The sequence below is a fragment of the Pantoea sp. ME81 genome, from assembly GCF_903970985.1.
Lineage (GTDB): Bacteria > Pseudomonadota > Gammaproteobacteria > Enterobacterales > Enterobacteriaceae > Pantoea > Pantoea communis.
In genome coordinates this window covers 1-16,404 of sequence record NZ_CAJCKS010000112.1, presented here as the reverse complement: position 1 = coordinate 16,404, position 16,404 = coordinate 1, and the positions used below count along the sequence as shown (strand labels likewise).

Below are 16,404 nucleotides of genomic sequence, written 5' to 3'. Positions count from 1 at the left end.
GTGGCCGCTGACAAAGAGCGGGGTATATCCATAGCCACTAAACAGCTGCTTCAGATCTTCGTCACTGCTGCGCCCCAATAGCGTAGGGTTCGCGATTTTATAACCGTTGAGGTGTAGGATCGGCAGCACCGCACCATCCCGCTGAGCATTGAGAAATTTAATCCCGTGCCAGCTGGCAGCCAGTGGCCCCGTCTCCGCTTCACCGTCACCGATGACACAGGGCACCACCAGTTCAGGATTATCGAAGGCCGCGCCAAACGCATGCGACAGCGAATAGCCAAGTTCGCCTCCTTCATTAATCGAGCCCGGCGTTTCAGGGGCAGCGTGGCTCGGTATCCCGCCCGGGAAAGAAAACTGTTTAAACAGCCTCTGCATTCCCTCTTCATCTTCACTGACGTGAGGATAAATTTCGCTATAGCTGCCTTCCAGCCAGCTGTTAGCCACCATGCCGGGGCCACCATGTCCGGGCCCGCAGACGTAAAGGAGATCACGGTCGCGCTGGCGAATAATGCGGTTGAGGTGAGCATAGATAAAGTTCAGGCCCGGCGTGGTTCCCCAGTGCCCCAGTAAACGAGGTTTGATATGTTCTGGCTTCAGGGGTTCCCGCAGAAGCGGATTTTCCATGAGATAGATTTGTCCCACAGAGAGGTAATTTGCCGCGCGCCAGTATCTGTCTATCAGAGCAAGTTCATTGGTCCCGGTGACTGTCGTCATACCTGTTCCTCCGATGTTGCGTTCGTCGTTGAGTTGTGAAGATGCGGCCCTCCTTCAGGACCGCCTTTCGTTACCTTTTTTTAGAAAACAGCTGGCTTGCCGTGTCTTTGAGTATCTGCGAGGTGCCATGATCGCCTTTTGCCATCGATGACATAAAGGCTTTAGCCTGTTTGAAGGTGATATGCGGTGGGAGCGGAGCCACTTCCGGGTCAGTTTTGACCTCCAGCAATACGGGGCGATCTGCGCTTAACGCACGTTGCCAGGCGCTGGCCAGCTGTTCCGGGTTATCCACATAAATGCCCACCAGCCCCAGTGATTCAGCAAACTCAGCGTACTTCACATCAGGCAATTGTTGCGTGGCTTCGAAGCGGGGATTGCCCTCCATGACGCGCTGCTCCCAGGTCACCTGATTCAGATCCTGATTATTGAACACGCAGACAATCAAACGGCTATCCGTCCACTGCTGCCAGTATTTCTGGATGGTAATCAGCTCTGCCATGTTGTTCATCTGCATGGCACCATCGCCCACCAGCGCGACAACCGGGCGTTCAGGGTGCGCAAATTTGGCCGCGATCGCATAAGGAACGGCTGCGCCCATGCAGGCCAGCCCGCCTGACAGCGTGGCGCGTTGTCCCTGTTTCACGCGATAATCGCGCGCAAACCAGTTTGCACAGGATCCGGAATCAGAAGTGACGATAGCGTTATCCGGCAGCTGCGGAGACATCTCCCATACCACCCGCTGGGGATTAACGGGATTGGCTGGTGCCAGCGCTCGCTCTTCCATCTGCTTCCACCAGTCCTGAACCTGCACCGCAATCTCTTCCTGCCAGCTGCGATCCTCTTTGTGATCCAGTAATGGCAGGAGTGCTCGCAGGGTTTCAGCTGCATCGCCGTGAAGATTCACCTCACAGGGATAGCGTAAGCCGAGCATGCCCGGGTCGATATCGATTTGCACGGCACGTGCCTGCCCCTCTTTTGGCAGGAACTCCGTCCAGGGAAAACCGCTGCCAATCATCAGCAGCGTGTCGCAGTGCTGCATCAACTCCCAGGAAGGCTTAGTGCCCAGCAGGCCTATCGAGCCGGTCACAAATGGTGCGTCATCGGGGAGCACATCTTTGCCCAGCAATGCTTTCGCGACGCCAGCCCCCAGTTGATTTGCCGCCTGCACGACTTCAACCGCCGCGCCGCGTGAGCCAGAGCCAATCAGGATTGCCACTTTATTGCCCGCATTAAGCACATCGGCGGCGCGCTGCAAATCGGCTTCATAGGGGATAATTTTGGGACGCTGATAGCCACTGCCTGAATGGGTAAACCCGTGCAAATGTGGCGGTGACTGCCACTCTTCATCCTGTATATCTTTTGGGAGGATCAGCACGGCAACGCCGTTCTGCGCTTTGGCAATACGCACGCCACGATCGACGAGATGGCGCACCTGAGCAGGGGCGGCAGCTTCCTGTACAAAATTTGCCACATCCGCAAACACGCGATCCAGGTTCATTTCCTGCTGATAGCTTGCGCCTCTTGCCGTTGCCTCGGCCTGTCCGGCAATGGCCAGCACAGGAGCATGATCCATTTTGGCATCATAAAGCCCGGTTAAAAGGTGGGTGGCACCCGGCCCGCCCGTGGACAGGCAGACGCCAAGCTCGCCGGTAAACTTAGCGTGACCGGCGGCCATGAAGGCCGCCATTTCCTCGTGGCGCACCTGAATAAACTCAATGCCATCGCCCTTTTCATTTGCGCGTTGTATCGCACCCAGCACCCCATTGATTCCGTCCCCCGGGTAACCGTAAATGCGCGTCACGCCCCATTCTTTCAGGCGTTGGACAAAAAAATCACTGGTCTTGATGCTCATCGTTTTCATCCCTCTTTATTCATGCAATTCGTGAGGAGAGTTAGCAAAAAGTTGTCGGGTTTCCCCCATCATTCAAAGCATTGGTTCGCAATGAAGCGCTAAACTCTGAGAAAGATTTATCTGGCAAACGTTGGCCGGTATTAACCAGTCTGCTTCGGAAGGGATGTGACCGCTCTGTAAAGCGGCCACCTGACAAATAGCAGAATAACGATGTCTCTCAGGCCGCATTGAGAATGCGCAGCGCTTCCCGATTGAACGCAGGCAGATCATCCGGCGTGCGGCTGGTGACCAGTTTATCGTCATCCACAACGACTTCTTTGTCATAAAAGTCAGCACCTGCATTACGCAGATCAATAGCGATGGCTTTTACACTGGTCATCTTGCGGCCGCGCACACCATTAGCACTGATAAGCAACTGAGGTCCATGGCAGATGGCAAACACCGGTTTGCCGCTGGCAACAAACTCTTTGGTGAAATTCACGAAACGATCATCACCGCGCAGTGAGTCAGGTGAGTGACCGCCAGGCAAAAGTAAGGCATCAAATTCTGCAGGGGTCACGTGATCGATGTCCCTGTCGATTTTGACTTCCGCCTTACCCTGTTTACCTTTCACAACCTTCCCCGCCTGCATCTCAATGGTCACGACTTCGTGGCCGGCTTTGGCGTAGGCATCGGCGGGTGAGGTGAACTCTGAGTCTTCGAATTCATCGGTGATCAGGACAGCTATTTTCTTACCCATATGTTTCTCCTTGCGGTTAAAAACGCTCAGCGTTTGGGGCTCGGTTAACCCAATAAGTCTGGTCGTCATGGCATAAAACACAAGCCAGGCGGTTGGTGCTAAGCAGAAGAAAATGAAGGAGAGGAAAATAACAGACATCTAAACACAACGAGTCACCAGATATTTATGCAGGATTTAACAACCCTTTATGTATCTATGGCGAAATTCATCACTGAAACTGTAAACAGCATTTTGATGAACCTCCTTGTAAAGGTTAGCTCTATTTTCATGTTAAGAGTCGTCAAGGAAAAGAAATTCACGCTTAAGTATCCCGCCTCGACGAGATTTTGTTAGTTGCACCTTAAAAGATTATTAACCGTCTCGTTTAATGCAGATCAATCCCAAAATAAACTTGGTGAGCTTTTTATTTAGTGACTACGCTAAATCATAACGTCTGTTTCGTGATGTTGGATAATTATCATAAATTACCGGAGAAATATCATGGCTGAGCCTTGGGTAAATGATGGTGCAATCGTCACAGATTCTTATGGTGGCCTGCCGCTGAAACGTATCTCATGGAGCGCGGTATTTGCGGGTGTTATCGCCGCGCTTATTGTTCATATTTTATTAGGATTACTCGGCACTGCGATTGGTGCTTCTGTCATTGACCCTCAACAGGAACGCAATCCACTTGAACATATAGGGACCGGCGCGCTGATATGGACGGGTGTCAGTATGCTTATCGCTATCATTGCCGGCGGTTACGTCGCTGGCAGGCTGGCTCAACGCGAGGGCGCACTCCACGGTTTACTGATGTTTGGCGTCAGTACACTGATCACCCTCTGGCTGGCATTTTCACTGGCAACAGGGATTATCGGAGGCGCATTTAATATCCTGGGTGCCGGAGCAAGTGCAATAGGCAGTGGTGTTTCGGCCGTTGCCCCGTCAGTCGGGAACATGGCCAAAGAGAAACTTCAGGAGAATAATATTAATTTAGATTCGCTCCAGAATGAGTTACAGGCCACCCTTCGTCAGACGGGTAAGCCTGAACTTCAGCCGGATAAGCTTCAGCAGGATATGAACAGTGAGGCAAATAGCGCACAAGATCAGGCTAAACAAACAGCTCAGAATCCTGAGAATGCGGATAACGATATCGTGAACTGGATCCGTGGAGTTGTTAATCGTCATTCTGACACCCTACAGGCTGCCGACCGGGATGCGCTCAAAAACATTATCAAAGCCCGGACAGGTAAGAGTGATCAGGAAGCTGAGCAAATCGTTAACCAGACGGTTGAGAGTTATCAAAAAGCCGTGGCACAGTTTCAGCAACTGAAACAGCAGGCTGAGCAGAAAGCCCGTGAAGCCGCAGAGAAAGCCGCCGCAGCAACCGCCAGAGCCAGCTGGTTCACCTTCTTCGTATTGATTATTGAGGGCGTGCTGGCTGCTGTATTCGGACGCATTGGCAGACGCACACAACCCCATACCGTTCTGGCCAGCGAAAGACATCCCTGATATAGCGTGTGTTAGGAATATTTATTTAATAATCAAACCGTTTCGCTAAGTATATTCCCGCCATGTTCAGCAGCGACGACATGGCGGGATAAGAATATTCTCCCACATCTTTTTTTAAGCAATTCTTATGCTGTTCCGCAATCCAGACTCTCACCCAAATTCCTGAATTAAACGAAACGATAAAAGGCATCCTCAACATTCATTCGCTCGTCCCCGTCTGGTGTTTAATGTAGGAACGTTTTCTCTGGAATTTCAGTGTGAGGACGAATTTCAACTTCATTTAACGCTTCGCTTGAAGCTGTCGTTGACATTCGCTGCTAATAAAATTTATACAAACACTCTTGCAGGTAAGAGGTCTTATCAGTATAAAATTGATGTTGGCCATCATCATCAACTGGATCTAATAAAATGGAAAAACTATACGCAGACCTCTCTTCAGCCCCTCTGTTGACTGGCATTATTGGAGAAGCGGTGCTGGAGCTTGTAGAACGCAGCATGAATATTAGCCGGGATAGCATCATAGCTATGCTTGAAAAGAAAAAGCGTGAGAGCACTATTCCGGCGATTATTCGCGTAACTGAGGATGCTCTTTTCTGGATGCGCAAAGGAAGCTAAAGCTGAAAAGACTTGCGTGCTAAGTGGAATATAGTGAGTGATTCCTCTTAAACCTTGTAAGTATTTTAAAGACAGCCGGAAAAAATTTTTGATGCGGGTATTGGTCTTGTAAGACGTCAAAATCTTCTCGGCTGTCTGAACCTGGCTTAGATGATTATGCGAACCCTCTGATGCAGCGAAGTATCAAGTTTCACGCTAATGGCATGATTTCATTTCGACATGAGTTTGCTGTTCAAGGTGACTCTATCTGATAAGGGAACCGGAGCAGAAAAACCGAAAGAGGGGTTTGCCTGAGTACCCCCTGAAACTCATGCACGACCCGGCACCGCCCCTGACGTAACTTCACATCAACGATAATAGTGACAGCAGAAGGCAAAGGTTGGTCTGTAGAGGCAAACTGCTTTCCCCTGAATTCAGCCAACTCCTCACTGGTTAACTTAAAACTTATCATGGATGGCGGCACCAAATATGAGTTGTGGTTAAATCCTGAGCATGACTAATTCAGCACCGCCCGCTTGCTAAATTTTCATACAGGCAAAAACATTCGATTTGCTCGTTCAATGTCAGGAAGCCAATTTCTTTCCGAACCTTTTGTTTCTCTTATCGGTTAACTGCTCCAGCTCCAACTGGAGCTGCTCATGTTCACGATTGGCTTCCGACAAACGTCTCGCATGCAGCAGAGATTTGCCCGCTGCGCCCTCCTGTTCTGTAAGAGAACGAATGATCAAGCCGACTTCATGCAGATAGGATTCAAGCGTTTCAATCTGGTTTTCGATATCAAAACGGGTACGTCTTTTAGTGGTGCGAAGCATAGAAAAGTCCAGCGCAGAAACAACAGTTGCCCAAGCATTTGATAATAGTTTACAAATCTCTGAACTGCCATCATACCTCTGTAGTCAGAATCAAATCCTGGTGTAAAGTTTGTCAACACTCCCTTGTAGGGAGATAGTCGTGATGACTAATCCGGCAGGGCATGCTTCTGAATTTCAATTTCGAATGGTTTAGCAGCGGGCGTTTTGGCGCGATGTGCATTGCCTGAAAATATTCGATCTCTCTGCATCATCGCGCGCCTCGCTTAAATGGACATTGAAATTTTTCGCATGTGAACCAGACTTAAGTCTTAAATTACAGGAGAGCAACCATGCCGTATAAATCACGAGATTCCCTGCCAGAGAGCGTCAGGAGCGTCCTACCTGCTCATGCGCAGGATATATATCAAGCAGCTTTTAACAGTGCCTGGGATGAGTATAAGGATAAAAAAGATCGCAAGGATGACAGCTCCCGGGAAGAGGTTTCACACAAAGTGGCCTGGGCTGCAGTCAAGAAGACGTACGAAAAAGGCAATGATGACAGATGGCATAAGAAGTCCTGACCTTATCCTCACCGGCAATTGATTGATGAATTCTCATGGAAGACTGGGTTCAGCCAGGGTCAGTTTTATCTGTATAGCCGCTTTATGGAGACTTATTTGCCATTGAGCAACCAGATTGCATATTTCGAGTTTCACTGACACGCACTGAAAGAAGCCCTGTTGCTTTCGTGCCTGCTAACCGCGGATGCCGTATACCTTGGAAATCAGCCAGCTTCGCCACGCAATCGGTGACGATAATGTTTCAGGACAACATTTGTCACAATCTGGCCGTACACAAAGCCGCCCAGCCCGGACATGATTACTGAGCCGGCAATACCAAAAAAATACGCTCCTGCGTAGCCGAATGCCCCGCAGACGGCGAGGCCCGCCCATGTCTGCCAGTGACGAAAAGCTGATTTATATGCCCCCCGCCATCGTCTTCCGCGCTCCCACAGCTCTAGGCCGGCCAGTTCGGGTATGGATTTCAGGGTCCAGTAGATCTTCACGTGTTCTCCTTACACAATTAGTATAAATGATAATAATTATCATTTATACGTCAAGTTTTAAACCTTTTAACCCCATCACTCCCAAAGTCGAGAACCTGAACGACAGGAGGAAAGCTCAGGCTTGGACGACTTACCTAATCGACTCTGAAATTGGACCCGGTTGAGCAGAATCAACAACGGGAGTATAAAAAACAGGGGATTAGCGATTGTGACAATACTTAATTCTGCAGGAATCCGAGTTTCCACCATTTGTCTGCCTGACCATTGTTTTGCCATCAGATCCACGCCTATTGTGCAGAGACGCATCTGTTACCCTATAGCTCAGTCCGGCTTTCAATCCTGCTCGCAGAGGAGACGAAGATAGGTGAACAACCTTCAAAGTGAATGGCAGCTAAGTGCCAGAAGCAGAAGTTACTCAAACATATGTTTCTGCAAGTGGCTATCTGTTAACATAATTTTGTATGATATTATCTATACAATGAACCTGTGGAATGAAACCCATTGCATAAAAATGACACTAACACACTAATTGTAAATGAAATATGGAAAAAATACATTTAGTTTTGAACGCTATGAAGGAAATTTTAATTCGAGTGTGGCATTGGAAACAACGCGACAATGTTCCGATGCCTAAAATAAATGAACACATCTCAAATAAAATTAACATAAACAAACTTGACTCTAATGAGATAGAGTTATCACAGATTGGTTTTCCAGATAAAATCACATACGAAAAAGAACGAAGGGTCAAAAATATAACTTTCAATAAGTGCATCTTTTCTCAATCAAGAATTAATGGCTATACATTTATAGGATGCTCCTTTATAAGTTGTTCATTTAATGGGAGTGAAATTTCTGACTGTGAATTCCATAAATGCTCTTTTTCAGAGTGTAGTTTTTATAAAACAAAATTCATAACAACTTATATTGATCCGATTTCTTTCAAATTTTCATGGATGTGGCACTGGCATTGGGCGAATGTCAATGCTTGGCTTTTCCAATCTCTTTATAAAAACTCAAAGGATATGCATCAAGAAAAATTTGCAATGCAAGCTGATAGGAAATTTCAGTTTTATAGGCGATATGAATTTTTACGCGGGCAAAAACGACAATTGAAGAAGTTTTTTACAAGTCTTTTGTATGACTACATACTAGGTTATGGTTACGGAATTAAAAATGCATTAATTATAACTTTAATGATGATCAGTATCTTTGCATACATCATCGATGGACATCTTAAAACACATGATAAAAGTTTCTTTAAAGCCCTATATTTTTCGGTTGTTTCATTCACAACTGTTGGGTATGGTGATGTAGGGCCGGAATTCGAAACCATACCTATGGTAATTACAATAATTTTCCTCCTTATCTCAATGATATGGTTTGCTGTTGTTACGGCAATAATTGTCAAAAGGATTGTAAGATAATGTCTTATTTAATCCTTGAGTGCGGTTCTGCTGCTCGTGGTGATACAAATATTCATAGTGACAGGGATTTGGTATGCATTTGGTCAGGAAGTCCACCAGATTATTCGATTTTAAAGGAAGTGCATGGTGAGATAATGTACTACTCTTTAGATACCATTAAAAAGATGAGTAACAAAGGCTCACTTTTTCTAACACACTTGGATATTGATTCAAAATATTTAGATGGTGACAAAAAAATATTTAGTTCTTTTAGAGGATATCGTCCGAAAAAAGAAAAAATTGCAGAGTCCCTCATAAATACCGCTAATGTCATTAAGGAGATAGTTTGGTACCCGGATACATTAGTTGGTAAACTGTGGTTGTATGATGTTCTTTATGTCTCTCTTAGAAACTTCATTTACTGTAAAAATGCGCTAAGTGATATTTATTCATTTGGTTACGAGGATGCCATTGAGAAGTTACACATAACACAAAATGATAGTGATAACATGTTATTTCTCCGTGAGGCTAAATATTCATATAGGCGTAACGATATAAAAAAAATAGAGAATATAAGCATCAAGGACGTTGAAAATGTATGCCAAGCGATACTAGGAAAAACAGTAAAATTCCTGAATGGAGGAAATACAAACTGGGACCAAATGTTCAGAAAAGACTATTGGGCTGAGAGGTTTATTGAAAGAGCTATACTTAATGGTGAATACAACGATAGCAGCTTTTTAGATAAAATTAGATTTCACAACTATAATAAATACTGTATCAAATCTGATGTAGCCAGAATAATAGACTTTAAAACCAATAGACATGTAATAAAGGTAAATGGATAGTGATATCTTTCCAAAAAAAGAAGCACTTGGAGAGTGAGTGAGTCTTCGTTGCTACTAATGGAAAATCATTACAGGGCAGTTCAGAGAAAACGTCTGCTCCTGCTCACGACGGACATTCACCCCAGTAAACTCGTCCGCTCAGTGCCAAAAGCGGAATTTGCTTAGTGTTTGTCTTTATCCATGGGGATCGGGTCAGGAGCGGACTGTTTAACACACCAGCAGCAATCAGAGTCTGGCCGTTTTGTGTGACTTCATTTTTCTAATTCTCTTACGGCTAAAGATAAGCCGGCCATCTCCCAGATCATATTGCCCGGAGTGTATTGCCAGCCAGAACTGCATCGTAGTTAAATAGGGATTAATAAGTAGTCTGCACAGGCCCTTACGAAACATACCATTGAGAGTAAAGGGTCCAAATCTCGGGTAGTTAAGAGTGAAATAGCGGTATTTTCCCAGTCGCCAAAGCCAATACGCCTTGATTTCTTTTTTTTGCGTCGTCAATTGCAGTACAGTTCCAGACCTCGCCCCAGCGCCTTTCCCATGTGTCATTTAGCACCCAGCCATGCATCAGAGAAAACCGTTGAGAGTCAAAAGACGGTTGTGTTTTGCCACCGGGTAGCGTAACTACACACTGAGTAAGCTGTGTTTCAGTAATTGAAAAATAAATTCCGCGTTCAGAAATTTCCATAAGTTTCTGACGTGTTATTTGCTTTAGGTTAACAATCAGCACGGACTGATCCAGATTGACCAGCTCAATTTTCTGCTGGTAGCGGATACCATGCCCTTATGCCTCGAAATAAAGCGAGAGGTTTTCCACAACTGTCTCCTTTGCCCGGGACGCCACCCGGGATTTAACCAACTCATGATCGGCTGAATGAGCAAGCCGCACTGAGTACTCTAAATGCTCACCCAGAGGCGCCCAGTTAAACTCCACGGCATTGGTAAACTCATCTGTCTCTCCTGTGTTTTGATCTAACGCTATCACTTTTCTTCAAAGAGAAATAAGGGCTTTGCGTATCCTTACTTGCTGCATAATTCTAAGAACAGGAAGGTTATTAAAACTCAAATACCTTTCTACGTCACAGGCGTTCATTCCTCTTTCATCAGGCCCAGACCTAAGCTATGAGGTATTTGCCAGAAATGGCGGAACGTTGTTTTCTGTATACGTTAGGGTGGTCATTCCATGACCACCGGGCATCGGCTCGAACTCTTTGCAAACCACACCCGTCAGCACAAAGTTTGGAAGCGTCTATTTTTTTAACATCATAGTGCAGCAGCATAGCGAAGTTATGCGCATCAGACCTGCCTGTTCGCAATGCATTTGGCGTCTCCTGATTATCCTCACTGAGACATCAGTTCAGATACCGTATAATCGGGATTTAACTCAAAATCATCTTTAGTAATACTGTTTGCATCAATAGCATAGTTATTACCGTCAATTTTAATATAAAGAACTTGAAAAGATCCTTCATCAGCTCTGGGACGATTGTTTTCATCCCACAGAATTTGGATAGGTGGTTTATTCTGAGGATTATATTCATACACGGGCGAGGACAAATCATAGATATGTTCAGCACCCGCGGGCAAAGCGCCTAAATAGTTAAGCAGGTGCTGTTGGTAGTTGACCATATTTGAATCCTGAACAATCCGTTCAATGGCTAATAGCGTCAGACGTCTAACAGTCCGTTCGCCTTCACCCTCAAAGGCCACCATTAAACGATCGTGGCCACTTACCTTGTATTTCCCTACTCTTGAAGGCATATCAAAATATAAATTTAAATTGAGTTCAGGCTGCGTGATTGAATTCAACTCATCCAAGAACTGCATATAAAATCGAAGTAAAGTATGCCGGCCAGTTGCCCTTAGTAAAGACAATTTATCCAACTCTTCTGGTAGTTTATACTCGTTGAAGCTATCTCTTATCTTTCCATTCGGTCCGACAATCCCCAGACCAAGGACAACCACAAAGTCCGGTCGTAAACGAATGTCATCAAGCTCTTTATCTAATTCAATAACTTGCTTTGCAATAGCTTCCAGGCTTCGGTTAGCAGCATAAGCAAAGATTGCGGTGACAGGAACTACAGGGCGCAATGTTGTAACAATACCAGAATTGGATGGTTTATTAAATTTTTCATCAGCCATAATTTTCTTAAGGCTGGCAATGTTTTTATATGCGTCTTTTAACTCTTCGCTATCAAGGTGAGACTTCATACTGATAGCTCCGAAAACGCTTTCCCTAGGATAAACAGAGTGAGAATCTGATTTTAAAAATAATGGACAATGATCTTTATCAAAAATAACAATGTCAAGCTCACCACTGATGTCATTCTCTGGTGAAATAACTTCGCCTCTACCTACTCCATACTTATTTGGCAAATAGTCCCGCAGAAATTCCGAAAAAGCATCTTCTCTATTCGCTCCTTTTCCTCCACTGTGTTGTACCTGAACGGTTCTTAGAAATTTCGCCGTCAACTCTAGGCTAATAGACTCGAAAATTTTACGTATATCCACATTCACCTCAGAAGGTTAAAACTCAATCCAGCATCCATAATCATTAGCGTAACATATTGTTCTGCCGCAGGTTAACTCACAAAAAAGGGTCATAGGAATTTCAGTTGTTCGCCCATAGCTGCCCTGCCTGACATCTTGAAGTGCAGATTCGTGCCAAGAAATCGGAGGATGGGATAATTATGCAAGACAGGATCCCCTTTTGATAAAGGATGGCTAAACCTTAGATCGTTTTTTGAATCGTTCCGTATTGAAACAAATGACGAAGGCTTTGATGGTTTTGTAAGGTACAGGATGGGTTATAGACTAAAGGAGTTTCGCCATGAGTGTGTTGAGTATTGAAGTCTCTGACACAATTACACACGAGCTTGCCTTACCGATTGAGTCAGGGCTTAATCAGTACAACGACGAAGCTGTTGGATTTAACGAAAATAAACCGCTCGCAGTAATTGTCCGGGATGAGTATGGGGTTGTATTGGGTGGAATGATTGGCCGTACATATCTCGGTCTTGCGTTTGTTGATCTGGTCTATCTTCCCCCTGAAGTAAGAGGAAGGGGGCTGGGAAGTCAGATTCTTAAACGTTTTGAGGATGTAGCTAGAAGTAGAGGATGTAAAACTGCTGTTTTATATACAATTACATTCCAGGCTCCTTTGTTCTATGAAAAAAATGGTTGGCAACGTTTTGGTGAAATACCTTGTCTTCCTGAGGGCGCTAGCCGAGTATTTCTTAAAAAGGATCTCTAATTACCTTGTACCACTTCAAAGTGTAACTATCAGGGTTAGAACGTCGGCTGATCGCTCACAGCTGCCCTACCTAACTTATTGGTTAGCAGCTTAGTGCTCAAAGCAGGTATTTTAGGACATTGAGTTAAATTTGAACGCTGCTATCGTCTATTCAAAACGGGACTCAACAAGTGAAAATCGACTGGCATATTTCTTCATTAACACGTTCTACAAACGTGGTAAATGACTACAAAAACACACAAAACGTTCGCCGTTTCATGGTGGATGAGTGCGGTCCAGATTTCCGGTTTGATCGCGAGTTTATGGCCTGGATAAAAAATGACGTACCAAAAAATCTGGGTGATGTTGTTGATGAGTGGAGGCGCAGACATCCTATTTAGGGTAGGAATCTCTGATCTTCGCTCATTGCGGACATCATGAACTCTCAGCATCTGCCTACGCATCGAGTCAGATCGGCGAGGTTAAGTGATTCGCAACTCTGTCACCCTCCCCTGAAACCTTCAGGAATCTCGTAGTCAGCGCTAGGCATGATGGTGATATCACGTTTTGCCTCATAGCGCTTGCGCCCTCGCCGCCGCCCTTCAGCCAGGCAGCGCCCCAGCTTGAGTTCCCATTGCTGCTGTGTGTGCTGAGCATGCCCTGCGGACCAGTAGCCGATGAACTCTCTGAGCTCGGCGTCATCAGGTTCAGCAGCCAACGCGATATCCAGCTTTCCAACCGTCTCCAGGAAATCGGCAGAGGGCTTCCAGGCCGGAAACATCGGGAAGATATCCTGGATGGTGCGGGAACGGACGGGCTGTTGTGGTCTGTCAGGATTTGCCTGCTTGCGGGTCAGGCAGACGGATTCGCTCCCCTGACGCAGCAGCGTGAGGCTCTGCGTGACGTTGAGCATGGCGCTAAAACGTCGTCCGGACAGCCGGTGATTTTTGTAACCGGCTCGTTTTCGCTGCGGGTCGTTCGCTGCTGCGCCTCGCCAGATTTGCCGAGTCTGGCACCGAGCGGATTCGGGCTGGAAGTTATCCGCAGGCCGGAAATTTTCCTCGCACGCAGTGTGTGTTGTTTTATGTTTTGATCTTAGTGTTTTAGATCTTAAAAAACTAAAACGGGTGCGCGCGCGCGAAGGTATAACACGCGAGAGAATTTCCAAATCCGTGACGCCTGAAGTGTCACGCGTTACGTCCAAACCGCCGAACGTTACGCCTGGCGTTACGCTGAAATCGCTAACCGTTACGCTGTCCGTTATGTCCTGCGTTACGCTTTTTTCCTCAGGCGTTACGGGGCTCGTTACGCCTGAAACCCGCGCCAATGCTGAATCTGCAAGGATTCGCGGCACGTCACATCCTGTACCTACTGCGTGATCTGTTGCGTCTTTCGTTATGCCTGAATCATCGACCGTTACGCTCTGCGTTACGGGGTCCGTTATGCTTTGCGTTACGTTTGAATCCGCCAGCGTTACGCTCTGCGTTATGGCTTTCGTTACGTTCACAGCATTTTGCGTTACGCTTTGACGATGAGATTTCGGAGTACTCGTTACTTCGTAAGCCACACCTTCGATTACAATCGAACCGAAATGGGTTACCCCATTATCTTCATGAACCAGTCGGGGTATGACGACAGCCCGTTCTCGAGGTTGGATAATGCTATTGCATCGTGCGACGTAATCGGCCGTAATACCCCCGGTGAGGCAGTTCTTCATTTTCAGTCTCTCCCGGTACTCTTTCTGCCGTCTTGCACCAGGGGAAGGGGACTTTTTTACTTCACCTACCTGTTTAATATCATTCTGGCCACAAAGCGTGATCCGTCGTTTCTTTTTGTCGTACTCTGCCCACCCCACGGCAACCATTGCCTGACCAAAACCGGGATAGTCGGCCAGCACATCTAGATAGGTGAGTTCGACATTTTCAAAAACACCATTCTGTGCAAACTCCTTAGCGACATTCCAGATAACAAGTAGAGAGGCAATGGCAACACTGCGTGAGATGTTCCGCGTCATCATCGCGGAGTGATGGCCACCCACGACCACATCCAGGCCTGGTGCACCGTCCTGCGGATGCTCCAGTAACGCCGCGAGTTGGTTTATTTTTGGATGCGTCTTTAATGAAGTAAACATATTGAAACTCAAACTGGACATACCCGACCCTCTGATGTTGATGAGGTTTACACTGCCGGAGCCACCCGGCATAATAGATTTGGCTTAAGTGAAAGCTAAGCTGTTCTGCACTAAGCCCCGGCACTGTTCCCGCAGTCCGGGGTTTTCTCTTTAGTGCGTTCCAGCTCAAATTCAGCGAACTGGATGGCTACTGTGAGCAGCCATCGGTACTGATCGAGCGGCACCTTCATTTCGCCCTTCAATACGAAATCCTCAACGCCACTTGCTGCAAGAGTTTCCATAATCTCCGGATACTTCTCGGTTCTTCTTAAGATGGTGGAATCCGCCACATTCAATCGCTTAGCCACTTCAGTCTGGCGCGTGGTGCTTAAGGCCTTATGGGCCTTTGCTAAAAGATCTCTTCCTATCTCATTAAATCCTGTCACTTTGCGTGTCTTTGTTTGCTGCATCTATTAATTTCCCCCCTAACTATTTTCATATGAAAATAGGCTTGCAAGGCTGAGCCTCTTAATTTGAGAGCAGTGAAGCTCGGCTTTCATCAAGAAGTTTTTCAGCGGTAAAACGCCCCTTTGAGAGGCGTTCGATGATATTTGCATATGAAGTTTTTCCGTAAAACTCAGTGCTGGGCAATGAGCCTTTTTTTAGCCACTTATACACAGCTCGCTGACTGATTCCACAAGCAGCGGCTACTTGAGGCACTCCAATGCATTTAATTGCTCGATTTAAATTAGACACACTCAAATCCCAAACGGTACTTTTGGTTCACTTTAAAATGAACTGATAGTTTTATCAAGTCGGTTAATATCGTACCTATGGTACAAACAGAAAAGTTACGAAAAGAGTTCTCTCTCCGGCTCTCTCAAGCTCTTGATGCATCAAAATACCCGCCTCATGGCAGGGGGATAAGACTCGCCCGTGAATTAGGTGTTACCTCTAAAGCTGTAAGTAAATGGCTTTCTGGAGAATCATTCCCTAGGCAGGCTATGATTGAGAGCATTGCTAGGTTGCTTAATGTAGACTATCTGTGGCTTCAGCATGGAAGCGCCGCTGAGAAAGGTGAAAGTGGGTTGATCAATGCGTTATTCAGGCGTGGTTTCCCGTTGCTAGACTGGAAAGACGTTGGCCATAGCACCGTTTTAACTGATGATAACTTCAAAAATTATGCATTTTATGCATCTGGTTCAAAATTAGATTCAAATGATGCTTTTTGGCTTAAAGTTAAAGATGACACGATGACCTCACCCGTAGGACTTTGTGTGCCTATTAACTCGATGATCCTCGTTGAGACTGATAAGCAAGCTAAGGCTGGGGATTTGGTGATTGTACAACTGGCTGAGCTTGATGAAGTGACTTTTAAACAATATGTTGTTGATGCAGGCACTAACCAAAAGTACCTTAAACCTTTAAATACCCACTTCAAACCAATTGAACTTCCTGATTCAGCAGTCATTATTGGAGTTGTTGTTGAAAGTCGAATGAGTTTTGTCAAACCTGACTTGGCAGATATGACTTATAGCTGATC

Annotated in this window: 17 protein-coding genes and 1 pseudogene; 8 read left to right on the top strand and 10 right to left on the bottom strand. The window is 46.0% G+C overall.

Annotation, left to right across the window (positions count from 1 at the left end; genetic code table 11):
• The 3 genes and pseudogenes from H7A81_RS18440 to H7A81_RS18430 all read right to left on the bottom strand — a co-directional run.
• Positions 1-714 (bottom strand): annotated as a pseudogene (locus H7A81_RS18440) (phosphoketolase); the annotation flags it as partial.
• A gap of 70 nt (positions 715-784) precedes the next feature.
• Entirely contained in the window at positions 785-2,566 is a 1,782-nt protein-coding gene (locus H7A81_RS18435; RefSeq protein WP_182058335.1) for a thiamine pyrophosphate-requiring protein, read from the bottom strand.
• A 217-nt stretch (positions 2,567-2,783) separates the two neighbouring features.
• Entirely contained in the window at positions 2,784-3,305 is a 522-nt protein-coding gene (locus H7A81_RS18430; protein ID WP_058960710.1) for a type 1 glutamine amidotransferase domain-containing protein, read from the bottom strand.
• A 480-nt stretch (positions 3,306-3,785) separates the two neighbouring features.
• On the opposite strand from H7A81_RS18430, the gene H7A81_RS18425 reads away from it, so the two are divergent.
• Together H7A81_RS18425 and H7A81_RS18420 are read left to right on the top strand one after the other, a co-directional pair.
• Positions 3,786-4,796, top strand: coding sequence for a TIGR04086 family membrane protein (locus H7A81_RS18425; RefSeq protein ID WP_182058334.1), 1,011 nt, complete (start codon positions 3,786-3,788; stop codon positions 4,794-4,796).
• 408 nt (positions 4,797-5,204) lie between these two features.
• On the top strand, positions 5,205-5,411 hold the full coding sequence (locus H7A81_RS18420) for a hypothetical protein (protein ID WP_182058333.1): 207 nt from the start codon (positions 5,205-5,207) through the stop codon (positions 5,409-5,411).
• 563 nt (positions 5,412-5,974) lie between these two features.
• Here the strand turns inward: H7A81_RS18420 and H7A81_RS18415 are convergent.
• Complete coding sequence (locus tag H7A81_RS18415; protein WP_182058332.1) at positions 5,975-6,223, bottom strand: hypothetical protein; 249 nt, start codon at positions 6,221-6,223, stop codon at positions 5,975-5,977.
• Between the two features lie 329 nt (positions 6,224-6,552).
• Here H7A81_RS18415 and chaB point away from each other — a divergent pair, with 329 nt between their 5' ends.
• Positions 6,553-6,783 (top strand): putative cation transport regulator ChaB, encoded by a 231-nt coding sequence (chaB, locus tag H7A81_RS18410; RefSeq protein WP_182058331.1) that lies wholly within the window; start codon positions 6,553-6,555, stop codon positions 6,781-6,783.
• A 203-nt stretch (positions 6,784-6,986) separates the two neighbouring features.
• On the opposite strand, the gene H7A81_RS18405 is transcribed toward chaB, so the two are convergent.
• Positions 6,987-7,268 (bottom strand): hypothetical protein, encoded by a 282-nt coding sequence (locus H7A81_RS18405; protein WP_182058330.1) that lies wholly within the window; start codon positions 7,266-7,268, stop codon positions 6,987-6,989.
• 542 nt (positions 7,269-7,810) lie between these two features.
• Here H7A81_RS18405 and H7A81_RS18400 point away from each other — a divergent pair.
• The gene (locus H7A81_RS18400; protein WP_182058329.1) at positions 7,811-8,695 is read left to right on the top strand and encodes an ion channel; all 885 of its coding nucleotides are present in this window, start codon (positions 7,811-7,813) and stop codon (positions 8,693-8,695) included.
• On the top strand, positions 8,695-9,522 hold the full coding sequence (locus tag H7A81_RS18395; protein ID WP_182058328.1) for a hypothetical protein: 828 nt from the start codon (positions 8,695-8,697) through the stop codon (positions 9,520-9,522). The genes H7A81_RS18400 and H7A81_RS18395 overlap by 1 nt, the downstream gene beginning before the upstream one ends.
• 424 nt (positions 9,523-9,946) lie before the next feature.
• On the opposite strand, the gene H7A81_RS18390 is transcribed toward H7A81_RS18395, so the two are convergent.
• Positions 9,947-10,249, bottom strand: coding sequence for a hypothetical protein (locus H7A81_RS18390; protein ID WP_182058327.1), 303 nt, complete (start codon positions 10,247-10,249; stop codon positions 9,947-9,949).
• A 611-nt stretch (positions 10,250-10,860) separates the two neighbouring features.
• Complete coding sequence (locus H7A81_RS18385; protein WP_182058326.1) at positions 10,861-12,030, bottom strand: DUF6602 domain-containing protein; 1,170 nt, start codon at positions 12,028-12,030, stop codon at positions 10,861-10,863.
• Between the two features lie 319 nt (positions 12,031-12,349).
• On the opposite strand from H7A81_RS18385, the gene H7A81_RS18380 reads away from it, so the two are divergent.
• Together H7A81_RS18380 and H7A81_RS18375 are read left to right on the top strand one after the other, a co-directional pair.
• Positions 12,350-12,772: a GNAT family N-acetyltransferase gene (locus H7A81_RS18380; RefSeq protein ID WP_182058325.1), complete on the top strand. Its 423-nt coding sequence runs from the start codon at positions 12,350-12,352 to the stop codon at positions 12,770-12,772.
• 170 nt (positions 12,773-12,942) lie between these two features.
• Positions 12,943-13,152 (top strand): DUF6434 domain-containing protein, encoded by a 210-nt coding sequence (locus tag H7A81_RS18375; RefSeq protein WP_182058324.1) that lies wholly within the window; start codon positions 12,943-12,945, stop codon positions 13,150-13,152.
• A 101-nt stretch (positions 13,153-13,253) separates the two neighbouring features.
• On the opposite strand, the gene H7A81_RS18370 is transcribed toward H7A81_RS18375, so the two are convergent.
• From H7A81_RS18370 to H7A81_RS18360, 3 genes are all read right to left on the bottom strand, one after another.
• The gene (locus H7A81_RS18370) at positions 13,254-14,903 is read right to left on the bottom strand and encodes a DnaT-like ssDNA-binding domain-containing protein (protein WP_182058323.1); all 1,650 of its coding nucleotides are present in this window, start codon (positions 14,901-14,903) and stop codon (positions 13,254-13,256) included.
• 89 nt (positions 14,904-14,992) lie between these two features.
• A complete protein-coding gene (locus H7A81_RS18365) occupies positions 14,993-15,331 on the bottom strand; it encodes a hypothetical protein (protein WP_182058322.1) in 339 nt (112 codons plus the stop codon).
• 58 nt (positions 15,332-15,389) lie between these two features.
• Positions 15,390-15,617: a helix-turn-helix domain-containing protein gene (locus tag H7A81_RS18360; RefSeq protein WP_182058321.1), complete on the bottom strand. Its 228-nt coding sequence runs from the start codon at positions 15,615-15,617 to the stop codon at positions 15,390-15,392.
• 77 nt (positions 15,618-15,694) lie between these two features.
• Between H7A81_RS18360 and H7A81_RS18355 the strand changes: the two genes are divergently transcribed.
• Positions 15,695-16,402: a LexA family transcriptional regulator gene (locus H7A81_RS18355; RefSeq protein WP_182058320.1), complete on the top strand. Its 708-nt coding sequence runs from the start codon at positions 15,695-15,697 to the stop codon at positions 16,400-16,402.
• Positions 16,403-16,404: the final 2 nt, after the last annotated feature.

Excerpts from the sequence above, each read along its gene's own strand:
- H7A81_RS18430 (WP_058960710.1), bottom strand. The coding sequence starts at position 3,305 with ATGGGTAAGAAAATAGCTGTCCTGATCACCGATGAATTCGAAGACTCA.
- H7A81_RS18425 (WP_182058334.1), top strand. The coding sequence starts at position 3,786 with ATGGCTGAGCCTTGGGTAAATGATGGTGCAATCGTCACAGATTCTTAT.
- chaB (WP_182058331.1), top strand. The coding sequence starts at position 6,553 with ATGCCGTATAAATCACGAGATTCCCTGCCAGAGAGCGTCAGGAGCGTC.
- H7A81_RS18365 (WP_182058322.1), bottom strand. The coding sequence starts at position 15,331 with ATGCAGCAAACAAAGACACGCAAAGTGACAGGATTTAATGAGATAGGA.
- H7A81_RS18380 (WP_182058325.1), top strand. The coding sequence starts at position 12,350 with ATGAGTGTGTTGAGTATTGAAGTCTCTGACACAATTACACACGAGCTT.
- H7A81_RS18355 (WP_182058320.1), top strand. The coding sequence starts at position 15,695 with ATGGTACAAACAGAAAAGTTACGAAAAGAGTTCTCTCTCCGGCTCTCT.
- H7A81_RS18435 (WP_182058335.1), bottom strand. The coding sequence starts at position 2,566 with ATGAGCATCAAGACCAGTGATTTTTTTGTCCAACGCCTGAAAGAATGG.
- H7A81_RS18420 (WP_182058333.1), top strand. The coding sequence starts at position 5,205 with ATGGAAAAACTATACGCAGACCTCTCTTCAGCCCCTCTGTTGACTGGC.
- H7A81_RS18370 (WP_182058323.1), bottom strand. The coding sequence starts at position 14,903 with ATGTCCAGTTTGAGTTTCAATATGTTTACTTCATTAAAGACGCATCCA.
- H7A81_RS18415 (WP_182058332.1), bottom strand. The coding sequence starts at position 6,223 with ATGCTTCGCACCACTAAAAGACGTACCCGTTTTGATATCGAAAACCAG.
- H7A81_RS18395 (WP_182058328.1), top strand. The coding sequence starts at position 8,695 with ATGTCTTATTTAATCCTTGAGTGCGGTTCTGCTGCTCGTGGTGATACA.
- H7A81_RS18400 (WP_182058329.1), top strand. The coding sequence starts at position 7,811 with ATGGAAAAAATACATTTAGTTTTGAACGCTATGAAGGAAATTTTAATT.